Annotated in this window: 19 protein-coding genes; 16 read left to right on the top strand and 3 right to left on the bottom strand. The window is 53.1% G+C overall.

Features of this window, described 5'->3' with window-relative positions; translation table 11 throughout:
• Positions 1 to 297 precede the first annotated feature (297 nt).
• Together P8T57_RS13745 and P8T57_RS13740 are read left to right on the top strand one after the other, a co-directional pair.
• Positions 298 to 915, top strand: coding sequence for a superoxide dismutase family protein (locus tag P8T57_RS13745; protein WP_341363412.1), 618 nt, complete (start codon positions 298 to 300; stop codon positions 913 to 915).
• 476 nt (positions 916 to 1,391) lie between these two features.
• Positions 1,392 to 2,837: a reverse transcriptase domain-containing protein gene (locus P8T57_RS13740; protein ID WP_341363411.1), complete on the top strand. Its 1,446-nt coding sequence runs from the start codon at positions 1,392 to 1,394 to the stop codon at positions 2,835 to 2,837.
• Between the two features lie 287 nt (positions 2,838 to 3,124).
• Here P8T57_RS13740 and P8T57_RS13735 read toward each other — a convergent pair whose 3' ends face one another.
• Positions 3,125 to 4,063: a sce7725 family protein gene (locus tag P8T57_RS13735; protein WP_341363410.1), complete on the bottom strand. Its 939-nt coding sequence runs from the start codon at positions 4,061 to 4,063 to the stop codon at positions 3,125 to 3,127.
• 6 nt (positions 4,064 to 4,069) lie between these two features.
• Positions 4,070 to 4,957, bottom strand: coding sequence for a sce7726 family protein (locus P8T57_RS13730; RefSeq protein WP_341363409.1), 888 nt, complete (start codon positions 4,955 to 4,957; stop codon positions 4,070 to 4,072).
• A gap of 118 nt (positions 4,958 to 5,075) precedes the next feature.
• Between P8T57_RS13730 and P8T57_RS13725 the strand changes: the two genes are divergently transcribed.
• From P8T57_RS13725 to P8T57_RS13690, 8 genes are all read left to right on the top strand, one after another.
• Positions 5,076 to 5,972, top strand: a complete 897-nt coding sequence (locus P8T57_RS13725; RefSeq protein WP_341363408.1) for a methyltransferase domain-containing protein — start codon at positions 5,076 to 5,078, stop codon at positions 5,970 to 5,972.
• A 125-nt stretch (positions 5,973 to 6,097) separates the two neighbouring features.
• Positions 6,098 to 6,823, top strand: coding sequence for a 7-cyano-7-deazaguanine synthase QueC (gene queC, locus P8T57_RS13720; protein ID WP_341363407.1), 726 nt, complete (start codon positions 6,098 to 6,100; stop codon positions 6,821 to 6,823).
• Between the two features lie 125 nt (positions 6,824 to 6,948).
• Entirely contained in the window at positions 6,949 to 7,305 is a 357-nt protein-coding gene (gene queD, locus P8T57_RS13715; protein ID WP_007090504.1) for a 6-carboxytetrahydropterin synthase QueD, read from the top strand.
• Positions 7,302 to 8,087: a 7-carboxy-7-deazaguanine synthase QueE gene (queE, locus tag P8T57_RS13710; RefSeq protein WP_341363406.1), complete on the top strand. Its 786-nt coding sequence runs from the start codon at positions 7,302 to 7,304 to the stop codon at positions 8,085 to 8,087. The genes queD and queE overlap by 4 nt, the downstream gene beginning before the upstream one ends.
• Before the next feature lie 234 nt (positions 8,088 to 8,321).
• Positions 8,322 to 8,510, top strand: coding sequence for a hypothetical protein (locus P8T57_RS13705; protein ID WP_341363405.1), 189 nt, complete (start codon positions 8,322 to 8,324; stop codon positions 8,508 to 8,510).
• 77 nt (positions 8,511 to 8,587) lie between these two features.
• Positions 8,588 to 9,007 carry a hypothetical protein gene (locus tag P8T57_RS13700; RefSeq protein ID WP_341363404.1) on the top strand — a complete coding sequence of 140 codons (420 nt, stop codon included), beginning with the start codon at positions 8,588 to 8,590 and terminating at the stop codon, positions 9,005 to 9,007.
• A 4-nt stretch (positions 9,008 to 9,011) separates the two neighbouring features.
• On the top strand, positions 9,012 to 9,236 hold the full coding sequence (locus P8T57_RS13695) for a hypothetical protein (RefSeq protein ID WP_341363403.1): 225 nt from the start codon (positions 9,012 to 9,014) through the stop codon (positions 9,234 to 9,236).
• Between the two features lie 235 nt (positions 9,237 to 9,471).
• Positions 9,472 to 9,648, top strand: a complete 177-nt coding sequence (locus P8T57_RS13690; protein ID WP_341363402.1) for a hypothetical protein — start codon at positions 9,472 to 9,474, stop codon at positions 9,646 to 9,648.
• 18 nt (positions 9,649 to 9,666) lie between these two features.
• Here the strand turns inward: P8T57_RS13690 and P8T57_RS13685 are convergent, their stop codons facing one another.
• Positions 9,667 to 10,953, bottom strand: a complete 1,287-nt coding sequence (locus tag P8T57_RS13685) for a helix-turn-helix domain-containing protein (RefSeq protein WP_341363401.1) — start codon at positions 10,951 to 10,953, stop codon at positions 9,667 to 9,669.
• 366 nt (positions 10,954 to 11,319) lie between these two features.
• On the opposite strand from P8T57_RS13685, the gene P8T57_RS13680 reads away from it, so the two are divergent.
• The 6 genes from P8T57_RS13680 to P8T57_RS13655 all read left to right on the top strand — a co-directional run bounded on the left by P8T57_RS13680 (position 11,320) and on the right by P8T57_RS13655 (position 18,886).
• Entirely contained in the window at positions 11,320 to 11,922 is a 603-nt protein-coding gene (locus tag P8T57_RS13680; protein ID WP_341363400.1) for a PadR family transcriptional regulator, read from the top strand.
• Positions 11,923 to 12,041: 119 nt separating this feature from the next.
• Positions 12,042 to 13,235 (top strand): efflux RND transporter periplasmic adaptor subunit, encoded by a 1,194-nt coding sequence (locus P8T57_RS13675; protein ID WP_341363399.1) that lies wholly within the window; start codon positions 12,042 to 12,044, stop codon positions 13,233 to 13,235.
• Between the two features lie 30 nt (positions 13,236 to 13,265).
• Entirely contained in the window at positions 13,266 to 16,466 is a 3,201-nt protein-coding gene (locus P8T57_RS13670; RefSeq protein ID WP_341363398.1) for an efflux RND transporter permease subunit, read from the top strand.
• A gap of 293 nt (positions 16,467 to 16,759) precedes the next feature.
• Positions 16,760 to 17,698 (top strand): transporter substrate-binding domain-containing protein, encoded by a 939-nt coding sequence (locus P8T57_RS13665; protein WP_341363397.1) that lies wholly within the window; start codon positions 16,760 to 16,762, stop codon positions 17,696 to 17,698.
• A 65-nt stretch (positions 17,699 to 17,763) separates the two neighbouring features.
• Positions 17,764 to 18,063: a hypothetical protein gene (locus P8T57_RS13660; protein ID WP_341363396.1), complete on the top strand. Its 300-nt coding sequence runs from the start codon at positions 17,764 to 17,766 to the stop codon at positions 18,061 to 18,063.
• Positions 18,005 to 18,886 (top strand): hypothetical protein, encoded by an 882-nt coding sequence (locus P8T57_RS13655; RefSeq protein ID WP_341363395.1) that lies wholly within the window; start codon positions 18,005 to 18,007, stop codon positions 18,884 to 18,886. The genes P8T57_RS13660 and P8T57_RS13655 overlap by 59 nt, the downstream gene beginning before the upstream one ends.
• Positions 18,887 to 18,930 lie beyond the last annotated feature (44 nt).

Genomic DNA, 18,930 nt, shown 5'->3' with positions numbered 1-18,930 from the left:
GCCTTTCCCTCATGCACTTGCCGTCGTCACAATCACTCCCGAACTCCCCGCTCCCCTTTCGTCACTCCCGCGAAGGCGGGAGTCCATGCCGCCCCGCGCTCCCACGCGGGATCGACCCCATCGTCCCACAAAATAGCCTCAAACCCCGCCAATACTCCGGCCGCAATTCAACCAACAGGTCAAAGATTTACGGAACAAAACCCGGTCCCACCGGTTTTACAAAGACAGGTTTTCAAAGAACGGCCAAACCTGCACCATGCCGCCCACTGACCCGCCCGCAACAGCAGAGGATTTCCCATGTTCCATCGCGAAAACATCTGCCGCTCCAAATCACGTACTGCCGCCATCCCCGCCGCAGCCACCGATGCCAGCGACACCCGCCGCACGGCACTGGCAACTGCGGCCACCACGGCGGCCCTGCTTGCCCTTGGTGCTGCGATGGCGCTTGTCCCCGGCCATGCCAAGGCAGGCGAGGAAACCCAATCAAACTTTATCAATACGGATGGTACGGAAATCGGGACGCTGACGGTCAATGGCGTGCCGGATGCCGCGATCCTGAAGATCGCGCTTCGCGACCTTCCTCCCGGGCAGTGGGTGGCGTTTCATATCCATGAAAACGGCGAATGCGATGCGCAGAGCGGCTTTAAATCCGCCGGCGGCCATTTCAACCCGATGAACAAATCCCACGGCCGCGAATTTGCCGACGGCCCGCACGCGGGCGACATGATGAACCAGTATGTCAATGACAAGGGCGAACTTTACGCCCAGACCCTCAATAACGCGGTTCGCTTTGACGGCACCGGCGACACCGACATCCACGGCAAGGCCGTCATCATCCATGCCGGAGCCGACGACTATAAATCCCAGCCCTCAGGCGATGCCGGGGACCGGATTGCTTGTGCGGTGATTGAGTAGAATACCGGAAAAGTTTAATCCGCCTTAAGCCAAAGAAACCCGAAGTCGCTCCTGACCTTCAGACGTAACAACCCTTACTACTTCCGCAGCAGACGCACGAAAAATACGAATTTTGAATCAAAATTCGTATTTCTTCACCTAAGGGCATTGCGATTTCACATCAATCTTCCAATTTTAATTTGGTGTTCCAAGTTCTATGGATCACCAGATTGGTCCGATTGGGGATCAAAGTTACTCGTTTAAACTGTCAAGTGTTGTTTGATAGTCCGCACATGTTGCGAGTGCCATGAAAAGCGCTCCTGCTGTGTGATTGTTAATGACCGCTGCGATGGTTGGCTTATTGCGAATGATCCAGTTTATGACAGGATACACGATTACGTCGAAGACCCGCACACACCGCAGAACGGACGGGAACGGATATTCAAAGGATCAGTGTGCGATCCAATATATCCGTTCCCACTCGCGGAGCAGAGATAATGGCTTTTCCTTTTCCAATTCAAAAAGCCGACCTTAAATATTACCCTCATTTTGATGCGCCAATCTCCCTCTCAAACATTCAAACCCTCGTTACGGACCCTGTTGCAGTTGCACAGAGGAAATTTTATCCGTTCCTGATGTTTGAAGAAGAATGGCAGCCTTACAGATCAAAGTCGGACGGCAAGCCAGAAAAGAAAACTCGCCCAATTCGTTATGGGGCAAGGGGAGATGCATATATCTTCTCATATTACCGGCACTTACTTTCCGAGAAATATGAAAACAGATTGATTGAACTGGGCATAGAACATTGCCCAATCGCATACAGAAAGATACCAAACGCCGCACAAACTGGCGGAAAGTGCAATATTGACTTTGCAAAAGATGCAGTTGATAAAATATTAGAGTTCGGTGATTGCGTTACAATTGCTATGGACGTGAAAAGCTTTTTCGAAAGTTTGGATCACAAACGTATAAAAGCATTATGGAAATCTCTTTTAGATTGCAATGAACTACCAGAAGATCACTACGCTGTATTTAAAAATATAACGAAATACAGATATGTAGACCAAAAACAATTGCTCAGAAGGCTTGAATATTTAAGAAAAACTTCAGCAGGAAAAAAGTCCTTCGAGAAGTTAACCATTCCGTTCAAGAAAATTCCAAAACAAATTTGTTCACCCTCAGATTTTAGAGAGAAAGTCTGCGGATCTGGTGGGAAGTATAAATCGCTAATTCAATATAATGATAAGGATCATGGTGTGCCGCAAGGTGCACCGCTATCCGATCTTCTAGCAAATATTTATATGATGGATTTTGACTTAGCACTGAATCAATATGCTAAAAAACTGGGGGGAGTATATGTCCGATACTCGGATGACATCCTTATTATTGTCCCAGGAGATGAGAAAATTACTAATCAAGCAATCAATTTCGCAATAAAGGAAATTACGAAATATGGAAAAGAAATAAAGATAAAAGACGCAAAGACTTGCATTTCAAAATTTGAGAAGGTCGGAGAAAGATTAAAGTTCACTCACATTGGTGGACCACAAGGTAAAAATGGATTTGAATACCTTGGTTTTCGTTTCGACGGAAAAAATGTGTATCTCCGAGACAGCACAGTTTCGCGATTATACAGGAAAGCAACAGCAGTTGCTCGTGCGACTGCGGCAATACATGTCACATCACATCCGGAAAAATCAACTAGCCAACTAGTTGATTCTTATGATTATTCTTTATTTCTCAGAAAATTTTCTCGTGCTCTGAAAAAAGAGTTTAGCGATGATCATAAAAGCTGGACCTTTTATACATATGCAAAAAGGGCGAGCAGAATGTTTGGCGCCAAGGGTGAGCCAATATTAAAGCAAATAAACGGCTTCAAAGAGAAAATGAATGATCGTGTGGGGAAGTTCATTTTGGAAAAAAAGGCCAAAATAGAAATATAAAAAGAACGGTCAAAGTTATCTCAGACATAAAAACACTACCCCAGCAGGACAGAATATGAACCAGAATCTGATTGAAATACTAGACCTGTTTGTGATGCGGGTTGCAGTGAAGCCCATATAATCTGGATGATCTGTCGTTCTGCTTGACACCGTAGAGATCGGGTTATGCGACAATTAAAACCATTTTGTATCTTAAACGAAACCTAGAACGCCGTAAGCCATCGATAGGCCAGATTTGCAACTACGTTATTGATCTCCGATAGGTACGCGACAATATTTCGTCAATGTTACTCATCGAAAAACAAAGCCAAGGTCTCAATGTGGTGCTTCATCGCGAGTTTTTTTACTGTCCCCAGGCCGGGAAAGTGACGACGCGCGTATAGACTGCGGAATTCACCTATCGCTTCGGTTTCTTCAATTAAACAACCTAACTCGTCCAAATGTTCTATTAGTTTAGCTAAAGCTTCCAGAAACTTACCGCCCGGATCGGTAGGAGTGTCTTGGCTATCCGACTTAAAGTGTCGGATATACATTCTGTCATCATTATGGGGATCAATGTAAGTCAAATGGATGGCGACCGTATAAGCAGGTCCACCTGTTTCTGAAAACTCGTCCCCGACAATCAGGAAGTCGCCAAAATTTGTAGCGCCTTCTTCAGCGAACGTAAGATGCAGAGTAGAAAATTCTTCCGCATCGGGATGATCACTGTTTCGCACTCTTTTTATGAATCCGTCCCTAACTAGCACTCGGGTCGGGTGAAAATTAAAGTGTCTGCGATACAGCGAATCAGAGTTAATGAAGATCGAAGTATCAATCTCCGCATCATCCCTGATTAAGCGAGCCAAAACACTGGCTTCGTTAAAACCTTTATGAACCAAGGCAACTGGTCGATTTACGAATTGTGATCGTAACCCAGGAAATTGCACCAACTCACTGTTTGCATCCATCAACAGGCCAGGACGAATGTCGGGGTAATCACTGTATCGATTACTGAGAAGATGAATGATTTGATCGTTCCGGCGGCGGAAATCGCCATGCTTAGGATTTACAATCAAAACCGCTGCTGCACCGGACTCTTTCAAAGCATCCAATGTGCGCATCAACCCGTTCATGTTCTGTTTCACGGGTTCGATTATTGGAGCAAAACCATGATCGGAGATCAGTTCTGCCTGTTCTTTAATTGCGATTAGTTCGTTCTGCTTTCCTCGAAAATAAGGATAATACATGCAATGTTACGCCCATGACATTACCTGACCAATCGGCGCGTTCATCGCATCAACGAGGCGCATTTGGTCTTGCTTATTCAACTTAACCGAAAGTGCCGCAGAAGACAAAGAACTTGGTAATTTAGAAACAAATTCTCCTAATCCCGCCAAGCCACGTTTCTTCTTAAGGACTTCAACCATTTTTGAATGAACGACAATAGGGTCCAAACCCGCAAAAATTTTTGCCATTTCGGCATAGATCACAGCGTTTGGAACGTCGGGAATTTTTATCGAAAGCCGTTTAAGGACTTCCTTTGCCTCAGCCATATTAATGGCATCAAATATTGCACTTGAAGACAAAGTAGAAAAATCCTGCTTGGCTTCTCGAACAGTCGATATTTGAAACTTGTCAGAAAGTTTCAAAACTCCAACCATTTCGGGAACGGTATCCATCACACCTTCGATGTGGTTTTCGCCCGCTATCACGTTTACATATTCAAACACCGTCAGGTAGCTTTCTACCTGACGCTCAAGCCGTGACAAACTGTCGCGCTCCGACTTGATTTCGTAAACTGTGCTCGTACCGTTCAGGATAACGACATCAGCCTTGCAGCTTCCGACACGAAATTCGGTCATCATGGAAGCTGTTTTCAGGGAGTGTGTACCAAGCAACACGCGCTGGGTAAGAGCCGCTTTGTAAATATATTCATGTCTGAATTTACGGTGCTTAAGAACCGAAAACCCGGCATCGAAGACATCCGCCAAACGCGCATCACTTCCTACTTCCGCAGGCAGACGCGTTTGTTTCAGCAAATTCGCAACCGACTTCGATTCACCGTGTCGTGCCAAATCTTTCAGTACGGACGAAGAAAAAAGTCTTGCGATTGCAGATACTTCGTTGGCTACGCTGCTCATGGCTCACAGAACATAAGACTTTGACCCCCTGTGTAAAGCTGGCGCACAATAGGTATGATCTACCCTTATGTAAAACAGATTTGGTCGCCTAGCTGCCCTGAAATGAAAGCATACACCAATGACGCGAATAAAAACATTAACAGATACGACCGGCAGCGAAATGATATGGCACCACCTCTCCTCAGATTGGCTGAACTGGGCCGATCAACTCGCGCCCGCAGCACAGAAGATCAACCGGCATCTGATCGAGGCGCTTGATCTGCCGGCTTTGGCGCGTGCCGCCGACGGGCGAGGATTGGCCGTGCTTGATCTGGCGTCCGGGGTCGGGGAACCGGCATTCGGGATTGCGCGAATGCTAGCCGGGGATAATGACGATGCCGATGAAGCCCTACGCGGCCATATGATCGCATCCGATATCGTGCAGAGCATGTGTGCCGGATTGGCGGAGCGCGCCGGGGCGGAAGGGATTGGCAATCTGTCGGTGGTTGCCGCCGACATGGAAAAGCTGCCCTTTGGAACGGGCACGATGGATGCGGTTTCGTGCCGGTTTGGCGTGATGTTCTGCCATGATCCCGATGCCGCGCTTCATGATGCCAGCCGGGTTTTGCGTGCCGGTGGCCGGGCGGCTTTCATGCTCTGGGCGCCGCTGGTCGATAATCCGTTATTTGTCGCCATGGATGGGGTTCTGGGCAATATGTTGGGGACCGGGTTTGCCGATGCGGGGCTTGATCTGTTTGGCTTTGCCGATCCAGCATTGGCGACCGCACGCATGGCGCAGGTCGGGTTTGGTGATGTCACCCTCACCACCCACAACCCCGCCGGGCGCATCCCGGAACGCGCGGCATTCTGGAAGCCGCAGATGGAAATGCTGTTTGGGCCGCAATTGCGAAAAGCGTCGGATGCGGAACGCGGGGCGATTGATGCCGCGATGTTCGAAGCACTGCGTCCCTATGTGACGGACGGGCATTTTCAGGTTCCGATTTGTTTTCATGTACTTGCCGGGGTTAAGGGGTAAACTGCGCCTAAAAGCGCCGTTTTTCCCTTGATTTCCGCAAACCTTCGTGTCAAACCGCGCGCCTTGGAAGGGATGTTTCCTTCCCCTGTCGTAGCACCAGGTTAAAAACACGAAAGACATGACATATGAAGACGATTGTCGTCTGCTCTGGCGGGCTGGATTCCGTCACGCTGGCCCATAAGGTTGCGGCAGAGCACAACCTGCATTCCCTGATTTCGTTTAATTATGGCCAACGCCATAAAAAGGAACTTGATTACGCCGCGCGTGCCGCACGCGATCTTGCCGTCAAACATCACATTGTCGATCTGACACCGGTTGGCGCATTGCTGACCGGGTCGTCATTGACAAGCGATGATATTGCTGTGCCCGACGGCCATTATGCCGAAGAAACCATGCGGATTACCGTGGTGCCCAACCGCAATGCCATCATGCTTGCCGTGGCGTTCGGGGCTGCGGCATCGGCCGGGGCGGATGCAGTGGCGGCCGCGGTTCATGGCGGGGATCATTTCATCTATCCCGATTGCCGCCCCGATTTCATCAAATCGTTCCAGACCATGCAGAACCACGCCCTTGAAGGTGTGCGCGACGTGTCGCTTTATACGCCGTTCCTCCACGGGTCGAAGGCCGATATCGCCGCAGAGGCCGGGCGGTTTGGTGTTCCGATTGATCGCACATGGTCGTGCTACAAGGGCGGTGAAACCCATTGCGGGCGGTGCGGCACATGCGTCGAGCGGCGCGAGGCGCTTGAACTTGCCCGTGTGCCCGATCCGACGGTTTACGTGGATCGCGATTACTGGAAACAGGCACGGGCCGAACATATGGCGCGTAGCCTTGGGGCTTCCGGGAACTAAGTGGATGCCCGACTGTGCGGGAGTCCATATCCCCCCACACAACCGACTTAGCCAGACAAAACCAACCGGCCGCAAGCCCTCCGCCGCATCGCGGGCACGGGCGCGCCGTATCGAAAGCCATTATAATGTTCACCATCACCAAACAATTCGCCTTTTCCGCCAGCCATCAGTTGGCCGGGCTTGATGCCGATCACCCTTGCGCGCGCCTGCACGGGCATAATTACATTGTCGAGGTCGAGCTTCGCGGTGCGGAGCTTGATGCGCGCGGCTTTGTCCGCGATTACCGCGAACTCGCCCCGCTCAAGAAAATGATCGATGACGAGTTTGATCACCGTCACCTGAACGAGGTCCTTGGCCATGATCACGCCACCGCAGAACGGCTTGCCCTGTTCTTTTACGACTGGGCGCATGATCGCTGGCCCGAAGTCAGCGCGGTGCGGGTGTCCGAGACCCCGAAAACCTGGGCGGAATATCGGCCATGAACGGGACGAAACTTGCGCCAGAGCCTCGAACAGAGCTGGCATCCGACAAAATCCGCATATCGGAAATTTTCGGGCCGACCGTACAGGGCGAAGGTGCGCTGATCGGCATGCCGACGGTGTTTGTCCGCACCGGAGGATGTGATTTTCGCTGTTCATGGTGTGACACGCTTTACGCCGTCGATCCGGCCTTTCGCGCCGACTGGAAACCGAATACGGCGGCCGAGGTCATGGATCGGGTTCGCACCCTTTCGGGTGGCAAGCCGATCCTTGTCACCCTTTCGGGCGGTAACCCGGCGATCCAGCCCCTGGGCGGCCTGATCGCGCTTGGCAAACGCAATGGTTTTACCTTTGCCATCGAAACACAGGGCAGCATCGCGCGTGACTGGTTTGCCGATCTTGATTACCTGACACTCAGCCCTAAACCGCCAAGCAGCAGCACCGATTTCGACCCCGATGCCCTTGCCGCCTGCATCACCGCGGCGCAAGCCAATGGCGTGCTTGACGGCCCGGCGATTACGCTTAAATTCCCGATCCGCGACGATGCCGATCTGATGTTTGCCGACCATGTCCGCAAACGCCATCCCGATATCCCGGTCTGCCTGCAACCGGTCAACATCACCCCCGCCGAACCGCACCCGGACGGCCTTAACGGCGTTGATATAGACGGCCTTACGGAACGCTACCGCTGGCTGGTTGATCAGGTGTCAGAACGCGGCTGGTTTAACATCCGCGTCCTGCCGCAATGGCACGTCCATGTCTGGGGCAACCTGCGCGGGGTGTGATTCTCCGCTGCCCCTTGCACGGCAAAGCCCGCGCCACATTCGTTATGCGGGCATATATTTATGAAAAATAAACCATAAATTGAAAATAAATCATCCTGCAGACGACAAGCAATATCAGATAATTAGCCGGTTTTCCGAGGCGTTGCGGCCGCCCGCGATTTGCTTTTGCGCGCCGTTCTGACCATTTCTAATAGGGAGGTCTATTTTGCCCTCCTGAACAGAAAGCAGGACAAAATGTCTTTTCGCAGCTTTTCACTGAACCATGTGAAGTCCGGGAAGCAAAAGCCCGCAGAACCGCTGGAAGGCCGCCCGGTCGATACGCCGGTGGCCCAGCCGGAACATTCGCCGCTTGAAGGTCCGCCAACCGTCAAACAGGCAGAAAATCCGGTCGCTAAACCCGTGCCATCCGCGCCACCACAATAACCGGTTTCACAAACAGGCGGGGGATTGCCCCCTCCGTCGGTTTTGGTTCCTGTGTCAAAGGCGCAAGGAGCTTGATCATGACCATCACCCGTAACACGCATCGGACCGTCACCTTTTTCCATCCGTTCCGGCTGGAAGGATATGACGAGCTGTTTCAGCCCGGCACTTACGAGGTCGAAACCCTTGAAGAACTTGATCTGATGGCCGCGACGCGCAGCTATAAAAAGGTTCAGAGCAACCTGCATGTCTGGTCACGCGATGGCAAAACGACCTTTGAACGCGTGCTGGTTCTTGATCCCGTCATTCTTGATAGCGCCCTGGTCCTGGATGCGGATCCCCTGCGCGAGGAAGAACGCGCCCGGATGATCGGCACAACTGGCAAAGAGGACGACCACGGCGACGCAGATGACGCAGGGGAAGACGATCCCCCCGGTCACGCGACCACCGGTCCCGGCCCTGCCTTCCGTCCCTCCCAGCCCGATCACAGGACGCCATGAAATCATGCAGATCAGGATCGAGTTTTTCCGCGTGCATGAAGGCTCTGACTCCCGTGCACGGTTAAACCGGATTGACTGCGTCACCCCCGATATCGAGGCTGCGATTGCGCAGGCCGAAGACCTTTTGAAAGGGGCGGGCATGCCGCAAAAACCAGATGCCTTTGCCCTGTTTGATGATTTGGGGAACGAGCTTTATCAGGCCCGTTTCACCCCGACCAATCCACGATAGCCCCTTTGATATCGCCTGATCCCGCGCGCCCCCAAAAAAAGGAGCCATCAATGTCCTTCAAGATGATCGAGTTTATGAAAATGGCCGCCGGGTCGCTTTCATTTCTGACCGTGACGGTATTCCTGTTCTGGACCATTCTGGGCTAGGGTCCGGTCATCACCAGAAAAAGCATCATAAGGCCGCCGATCCGAAAGGTCCGCTTGCGGATATGCTGCACATTCCGAAGGCCATCATCATGGCCATCGATGGCGTTTGTGACGATACCCTTTCGGGCAACCGTGCTTCGGCCATTATTATCGCTGGGTTTGGTACTGGTATTATGGCTGGTCTTCGTGCTGGGCTTGAAATGGTTTCTTTGATGGTTTCTTTGATGGTTGCTGGAGCGGATCATGTCGGCAGGTTCCTGTTGTGAAATCCTGCCGACCCAGCCCTATTGTGCGACGTCCGGCGTCCGGCCCTGCCCATCCGGCCCACCAGGTGTCGCTCCGGACGGCCTATTTTCTGCCGCTGCTCGCGCATTTGCCCGCACCGCACTTGGCGTATCCCCGGTCAGTTTCTTGAACGCCAGATTGAAGGTCGATTTCGAATTGAAACCGACACTGAGCGCCACATCAAGGATGGTCCGCTCAGGCTCGGCAATCAGTACCGCACGCGCTTCCTCGATCCTCGCCCCATTGACATAATCAAAGAAATTCTGCCCGACATGATGGTTTAAAACATAGGATAACTGATTGGGCGAAAGCCCCACCGCACGGGCGAGTTTTGGCAGCGAAACCAAAGGATCCAGCAGCAAGTCACCGCGTTTACGGATATCGTCAAGCCGCCTGAGCGCAGATGCCACACCGTCACCGTCAAGCAGCGGCCGCGAGATCGGCTCCGCGTCGCCCCCCCTTGCAGAAGACACAGCAGGAGCCGCCGAAACAACAGCACTGTTTGCAGAACCTTGTACTGGCTGGGTCAGATCCTCTTCATCCACCTCGCCCTCGCCCGGCCAATCGGGCATGACAAACAAAACCGGCTGGGTCGCGATTTCATAACTGAGTGCGAACAGCAGCAGCACAAATGCTACCCCGGTTCCCGACATCGCCAGATCTTCAACAAAGAAAAATGCGGCAATCTTACCGATCAGGGCCGTCAGGAAGATCAGGCTGACACCACCAAGAATGACACCCATCCAGCGGCGCATCGCGTTGCGATCCACGCCGAGCTGTTCCTGTGCCTGACGGAAATACCGATGCGCCACCTTCCAGATCAGCAAAACATAAGTCCCCGCCTGCGCGAAAATCGCAAACCAGCAGAAACTGCTGATGGCGGCAGGAACAGTAAAACTATGTTGAAAATCATCGGAAATGGGCATGCCATTGGTGATCGACCATGCCATGAGATTCAGGACCACCCCAGCCAACACAAAATGCACCCAAGGCTGACGTGACGGCACGCCCGAAACTTCGCGGAAGTAAAGATAAACGGCAGGGGCAATCAGAAAATTGGCCGGAATGAATATCATTTCGACAACCTGATAGCCTTGCTGCGAAAAGAAAACCTCTGCGACATCTTCGAACAGGTTGAACGCCACAGCAGCAAGGAAAAGCATCATCCAGCGATTGGCACGAAGCGCACGCGCACCTTCGGACCGCAACAGCAGACAAAGGAATGCTGCCTGCGCGATGCCAGCGACAGCCACAAACAGATCAAGATAGTCATATATATCGTTCATAAACGCGCTTTATCCCGTTTGATCGGTGCCCGGCATTGTCCCCTTACCGGGGTGAGGAAATGTCGTCCTATATCGTTTCAATATGCACGAACAAACACAATCGGCGTCCGACGATGCACAACCGGACGCCCGGCCGGACAAATTAAGCCAGTTTGTTTCAACGATAAGCGCGGTTAACCCCAGCCAAATCAAAACACTCGCCCGATTTTGTAACAAACCACCCTTATCAGTCGTCATTAAACCGAAACGTGCAATAAATTGACTATATCAGTCCGATATACTAAGAATCGATATATACCGAAATGATATAGTTGTTCTAGCATCTTCCCCCGCCGGAACGATGATCGGATCGAGACGCATAACAGGATGGATACCGAACAGAATATGGATGTACGCACATTGTGCCTTGGCGCCCTGATGGGTGGTGAATCAACCGGATACGAGATACGCAAAATGTTTGAAGATGGCACTTTCAGCCATTTCCAGATCGCGTCTCTGGGTTCGATCTATCCGGCACTGACCAAGCTGACCCAGGACGGGATGGTGACCTTTGTTGAACGCGAACAGGAAAATCGCCCCGATAAAAAGGTTTACCAACTGACCAGCGAAGGCCGCCGAACGTTTCTGCGCACATTGTTGCAAACCCGCCCGGGCGAGGATCGTTACCGGTCCGATATTCTGTTCATGCTGACCTTTGCCGAGGAACTGCCGATCGAGCTGACCGAGGCATTGATCGATGAATTCGCTGCCCGCCACGAAATGATGAAATTCGATATCGATCCGGACAATCCGCAAAAGGATAAATGTCCGCTTACCCATGGACGCGATGAAGACGGGCAGCCGACCCCGGGTTGCCGTTTCGTCGCCGGACTTGGGCAGGCAATGTGCGAGGCGACACTGAAATTCATCCGCGAAAACAAATCAGGTTTGATCGAGGAATTGCGAACCCGCAAAGACAGGAAAGCCTGATCCGCCGACAACAATAACAACAGAACCAAGAATAACAAGAACCGCAAGGTTCACCACAAAGCGCCACTTTATCAAGTGCCACACGCATTCCGTTTGGGCATATCTGAGGGAATAGAACCATGAATGCTTCACGCCTTATCGCCATCGTACTTGCCGTCGGGGCGGTACTTTGGGTTGGGTCCGGATTACTGGGCGGGGACGATCCCGCCGAAACAGGCCCGACGTCAGCGGTCGAAAACGCGGACGGTGCGCAAGTCGCGAAAAATGGCGATGCGCCTGTGCCGACCACGTCACCTTCGGCCAGGCATGCCCCACATGCATCGGTCCGCGTCAGAACCAGCGAAGCCGTCGAACATGTCGATGTCCTGCGCATTTCAGGACGCACCGAAGCCGTGGTTTCCGTTGAAATCCGTGCCCAGGTCGATGCCATGGTCGAAGAAATCGGCGCAATCAAGGGCCAGCGCGTGAAAAAGGGTGATCTTCTGGTCAAGCTGGCGGTTGAAGACCGTGCTGCGCGCGTGGAAAAGGCGCGTGCCCTTGTAGCCCAGCGCGAACTTGAAAATAGTGCGGCCAAAAGCCTTGCCGAAAAGAATTACCGTTCGAAAACCGGTGTCGCAGAAACCAAGGCCCTGCTGGAAGAAGCGCGGGCGGACCTGAAACTGGCACAGATCGAACTGAACCATACAGAAATTCGCGCCCCTTTTGACGGCGTGGTGGAAAACCGCCCGGCTGAAATCGGTGATCTTCTGTCGGTAAACGATCCGGTCGCAACCCTGATCCAGGCCGACCCGATGCTGGTGGTTGCCCATGTCCCTGAACATTCGATCGGCAGCGTCCAAACTGGCCAGTTGGCGCATATCACCCTGTTTGATGGGCGCGAGGCCGATGGTGTCGTGCGCTATGTGTCGCAGGCATCGGACAATTCGACACGTACCTATCGGGTCGAAGTCGAAATAGATAATACCGACCTTGGCATCCCCGATGGCATGACATCCGAATTGCAAATTCCAATCGGCACCAAAATGGCGCATCGCGTTGCCCCGTCGGTCCTGACGCTGAATGACGAAGGTCAGGTCGGCGTGCGCGTCATTGTCGATGACAACAAGGTTGCGTTTTACCCGATCGAACTTCAGGGAGGAAACCGAGATGGCATCTGGATTGGCGGCCTTCCGGAAAAGATCGACCTGATCGTGGTCGGCCATGACTGGGTCAAGGAAGGCGCAACAGTCGAAGTCAGCCGGATTGAAACCGGCGATACCCCCGAAGGTTTGCAAAACATGGCCCCCGCCCCCAAGGAAACGGTTGCGCGTTAAGCGTGGCATTGAGGAACCGGAGACAGAAACATGTCCCTCATTGATATTGCGCTTGACCGTTCGCGCACCGTTATCCTGACCCTGATCCTGCTGTTGGCAGCCGGTTGGGTGGGTTACAACGCGATCCCCAAGGAAGCCGACCCGGATGTGCAGATCCCGGTCCTTTATGTGTCGATGCATCATGACGGCATTTCGCCCGAAGATGCCGAACGGCTTTTGCTGCGTCCGATGGAACAGGAACTTCGCACCATCGAAGGTGTGAAGGAAATGACATCGCAATCCTATCAGGACGGCGCCTCGGTCACGCTTGAATTCTATTCCGATGTTGATATCGACGACGCCCTTGCCGATGTGCGCGAACGCGTCGACATTGCCAAGTCAGAATTGCCCACCGATACCGACGATCCCGAAGTTCACGAGGTCAACCTGTCGCTGTTTCCGGTTCTGGTTGTCACCCTTGCCGGTGATGTGCCTGAACGGACCTTGCTGCGTCTGGCACGCGACCTGAAAGACAATATCGAAGGTATACCCGCGGTTCTCGAAGCCAATCTTGCCGGCAACCGCGAAGAACTGGTCGAGTTTGTCATCGATCCGATGAAGGTGGAAAGCTATCGCCTGAACGGGGTTGATATCGTATCGCTGGTGCGCAATTCGAACGCGCTGGTGGCCGCGGGGGCCATCGATACCGGATCGGGCCGCTTCAACATCAAGGTTCCCGGCCTGTTTGAAACAGTCAATGACATCCTTGACATGCCGCTTATCGTTGACGGGGATTCGGTGATCCGTTTCCGCGATATCGGCGAAGTCCGCCGGACCTTCAAGGATGCCGAAAGCTTTGCCCGACTGAACGGCCAATCGGCCATCGCGATCGAGGTTTCCAAACGTGTTGGCGAAAACATCATTGATGTGATTGACCACATAAAGTCGGTAACCGCCGAAGCGGCTCAATCCTTCCCACCCAATATCACGATCAGCTATTCGCAGGATAAATCATCAGATATCCGCACCATGCTGACCGACCTTCAAAACAGTGTTATCCTTGCGATCCTGCTAGTCATGGTGGTGGTGATCTGGTCGCTGGGCTGGCGGTCGGGGCTTCTGGTGGGCCTTGCCATTCCGGGTTCCTTCCTGACAGCAATCCTTGTGCTTTGGGCACTGGGCATGACGGTCAATATCGTGGTTCTGTTCAGTCTGATCCTGGCGGTCGGGATGCTGGTGGATGGCGCGATCGTTGTAACCGAATATGCTGATCGCAAGATGCTTGACGGATTGCCGCGCAAGCAGGCCTATCCGCTGGCAGCCAAACGCATGGCGATGCCGATCATTGCATCGACGGCAACAACCCTTGCCGCCTTCCTGCCACTGGCATTCTGGCCCGATATCGTCGGCGAATTCATGAAATTCCTGCCGATCACGGTTCTGTTTACCCTGTCCGCGTCGCTTGTAATGGCGCTGATCTTTGTGCCCACGGTTGGCGCATGGTTTGGCAAGCCCGGCTCTGCCTCAAGCGAGGCATTGGACGCGGTTGCCGCAGGCCGGATGGATCGTTTGCGCGATCTTAAGGGCGGAACAGGTTTTTATGTCCGTCTGCTTAAAGGCTCGTTGCGGTTCCACTGGCTGGTTGTACCGATGGCATTTGTCATCCTGATCGGGGTTTGGGCGGCATTTGGTATATTTGGTCGCGGGGTGGAGTTCTTCCCGGCAGTAGAGCCCGAAGTCGCCGCCGTTCAGGTCCGTGCGCGCGGCAATATGTCCTATTACGAACAGGATGCGTTGTTAAAGGAAGTCGAGGATCGCATTCTTGGCCTTGACGCCAAGCATGAAGGCGAACACTGGTTCGACACCGTCTATGCCCGTTCGGGCCGCAGTGCAAGCAGCGGCGGCAACGACACCCCCGAAGACGTGATCGGTGTCATCCAGCTTGAATATGCCGACTGGCAGAAACGCCCGAAGGCGACCGAGATCGAACATCGCATCCTTGAAGAAACCGCCGATCTGGCCGGCTTGCAGATCGAAATTCGTGCCGCCGAAGCAGGCCCCCCGCAAGGCAAGGATGTCCAGATTCAGTTGCGGTCGCTTTATCCCGATGCACTTGATGAAACCGCGACCAAAATCATGACCGGATTGCAGGAGATGGGCGGTCTTTACAATTTCGAAGACGGCAAATCGCCTCCGGGAATTGATTGGGAATACACGGTTGACCGTGCGCAGGCCTTGAAATTCGGGGCGGACATCAACCAGATCGGCAATGTGATCAAGCTGGTGACCAACGGGATCAATTTTTCAACCTATCGCCCGGATGATTCGACCGAGGAAATCGACATTGTCGGTCGTTACCCGGCCGAACACAGGTCCCTTGAAGAATTGCAAAGCCTTCAGATCGTGACCGACAAGGGGCTGGTGCCGCTGGCCAACTTCGTCAAACGCACCGCAAAACCCAAAACCGGGACATTGTCACGCGTTGACAGCCGCCGCGCCCTGACCGTCAAGGCCGACGTTGCCGAAGGCATCCTGGTCGACACCAAGGTGCAGGAGGTCAAGGCATGGATGAAAAACCTTGATATCGATCCGCGTGTTTCGGTCGAATTCAAGGGGCAGGATGAAGAGCAGCAAAAGTCGGCAGACTTCCTGAAAAATGCCTTCTCTGTTGCGCTGTTCATCATGTTTGTCATTCTGGTCACCCAGTTCAACAGCATCTCAAGTTCGCTTCTGATCATGGTGGCAATCATCATGTCAACGGCGGGTGTTTTCCTGGGGCTGATGATCACGGGACAAGCGTTCTCCATCGTTATGAACGGGATCGGGGTTGTGGCACTGGCCGGGATCGTGGTGAACAACAATATCGTTCTGATCGATACTTTCGACCGGCTAAAACACAGTGCGGACAGTATCGAAACCGCGATTCTGCAAACCGGGGCACAGCGTTTGCGACCTGTGATGCTGACCACAGTTACCACGATCCTTGGCCTGGTACCGATGGTGTTACAGATCAATATCGACTTCGCCGAACGTTCCATGTCGATTGGAGCCCCTTCGACCCAGTGGTGGGTGCAACTTTCGACATCCATCGCGTTTGGTCTGGCCTTTGCCACCGTGCTGACACTGGTCTTTACCCCCTGCGCACTGATGATGCGCCACAAGGCGGGGATCGGCTGGCGGAAGCTAAAGGCACGGATGGCGGATAGATTTGGCAAGGGCGGCACGCCACAATCTGCCGACCATAGGTCATAATCCCGACCACGCCAGACATAACAGTAAAAACCGCGCGACATTCCCCCCGACCCCGCCGCGCGGTTTGACCGGCCCCCAGCTACGCACCGGGGGCCGGTCGCTTTTGGGAGACACACCAGAAAATCCTGAGCGTCAGGGCATAGTTCGATGGAGCACTCACCGCATTTCAAAACCGCCCCAAGTGATAGGATAAATCCTTCGTTCGGATAAGACTCCTTACATAATTTGATAATGAGTTGGGTACTATCCTGACGACAAAACAATAACGATCCTTGTAAACTCGGGAACTGAACATGGGATTGCGGATGAAGTTCCGGCTTGGATGTGGTGCAATTTCCGGCCTGACTGGGCTTTTAGCCCTGCCTTTTATGGCAGCAACGGCCAATGCCGATGTGCCAGGCACACTGATCTGGACAGTGCCGCCATTTGCGCCCGCCTTCATCTCCGAAGATGGTAAACTGACGGGATATGCCGCCGATACCCAGAACTGGTTTATTGCGCGACTGGGGGATTATCAGCACAGAATTCAGGAAGTCCCTCTGGCACGGCTTCTGGCAGAAATGCGTGATAGCAGCAACCCGGAAAACGAGCACAACAATGCCCGATGCAGTACCACCCTGATCCCGAATGACGAACGCCGCAACTATATCAGCTTTGCCAAAACCATTCTTTTGCACTTGCCGATTTCAGTCGTTATCCGCGCCGGGGACGAGCAGAATTTCAAACCGTTCATGGATGAAGATGGTCATATTCAGCTTGCACAGCTGATGGCAAACCGGGAGATGGCCACCGCCCTTCGGATCGGGCGCTCCTACGGGGCGCTGATTGACAATTATGTCGAGCGATATCGCAACGCCCCGCAAATCATGCCGGTGGCCGACGACAGCAAACTTTTAAGGTTGCTGGCAATGGGGCGGATCGACTGGATATTCTATTTTCCGTCCGAAGCCGAATTTTACCGCCGCGATGTCACACCACACCAGCAGATCAAATCATTGCCAATCCGCGGCAACACCAATCTGCTGGAAGCCACAATCGGTTGCGCCAAAACACCAGTCGGACAACAGGCCATCACCCGGATCAACCAGATTGTCGATGCCAATCCTGATATGCCTTGGACAAATTTCTATGCCGCGTGGCTTTCCCCCCAGGACCGCGAATGGTTTCTTTCGGCCCGCGCGCAATACATTGATCCCAAACAGTTCGAAGCGTTACTGCAACCAACCAAATAGCATCAGCGTCGCGTTAGCCGGTGACAGAATGCGCACACATCCTATCCTAAAGTGACCGACATGACATGAATGGGGCTGCAAAAACCATGCGCATTCCGATCATCACCCCCTTAAAAACCGGCAATTATTCCATAAAAATGGGATTTATGGCGCAATTTTCTGTCGTGTGGCTATTGATCCTCACCGCCGACCCACCACCTTTGGATAAGTACAAATTGAAACATCGAACCGCGCATCTTGGCGATCGGAAGACTTGGCATGGGCAGACGGCTTTTCAGTTCTCTGATGATTGCAGGATTATTGGCATTGCTGACCTTGAAGCCATCGGGCGTGATGGCGCAGGACGTGCGGCCATCACCCCCTGAAACCAAAACCGATATCGTTTGGGCGATTGATGCAGACATGCCGGGCTTCATCAAGATCGAAGACCGCTTGAATGGTTATGGCGCGCAGATGCTGGACTGGTTTACCGTGCGTATGCCCGAATATCATCATTTGATGAAAATCCTGCCACGCCGCAGTGCATATGACGCCATGCGCATGACCGACGATACCGGCCAGACGGTCTGTATTCCCGGAACGCAAAATACCCCGGAAAGGGCGCGTGAATTCATCCTGAGCAACACCGTCGCCCCCCTTCTGCCGTTGTCGGTTGTCGTCCCCGACAGCGCGCTGGTGTCATTCACGCCCTATATGTTCGAAGACGGCACGATTGACCTTGAAGCCCTGCTGGGGGATACGTCGCGCTATACCGCGCTGGCAAAATCGCGGTCTTATGGTCCCGATATTGATCGCATCCTGGCAGAGGCTATTGATTCACCCAATATTCTGCGCACCGACAATCAATCAAGTTTTCCTCTGATGCTGGAAATGGGGCGGATCGACTGGATGCTGGCCTTTCCGGCGGAAATCGAATTCCATCGCCGGGCACAGGGCAAAGCATCCGATACGGTTGCACTGCCTATCGGGGGAATGCCGCGATTGCTTCATCTTGCCATTGCGTGCAACCGGTCATCAACCGGGATCGGTGCGATCACCAAGATCAATGACATCCTTGCCAGCAATCCTGACATGCCGTGGCTTGAATATTATGTCGATTATCTCGGTCACGCCGACCGTGCCCGTTTCAACGAAACACTGCGTGATTTCAAAACAACGCGTGATGTCCCTGCATCCGCGATGCAATGACATCCGCAAAACAAAACAGGCACCGTAAAAACGGTGCCTGGGAA

Source organism: Thalassospira sp. SN3W (genome assembly GCF_038070535.1).
GTDB lineage: Bacteria > Pseudomonadota > Alphaproteobacteria > Rhodospirillales > Thalassospiraceae > Thalassospira > Thalassospira xiamenensis.
The sequence above is the reverse complement of the archived record's forward strand: the minus strand, read 5'-3'. Positions and strand labels throughout refer to the sequence as shown.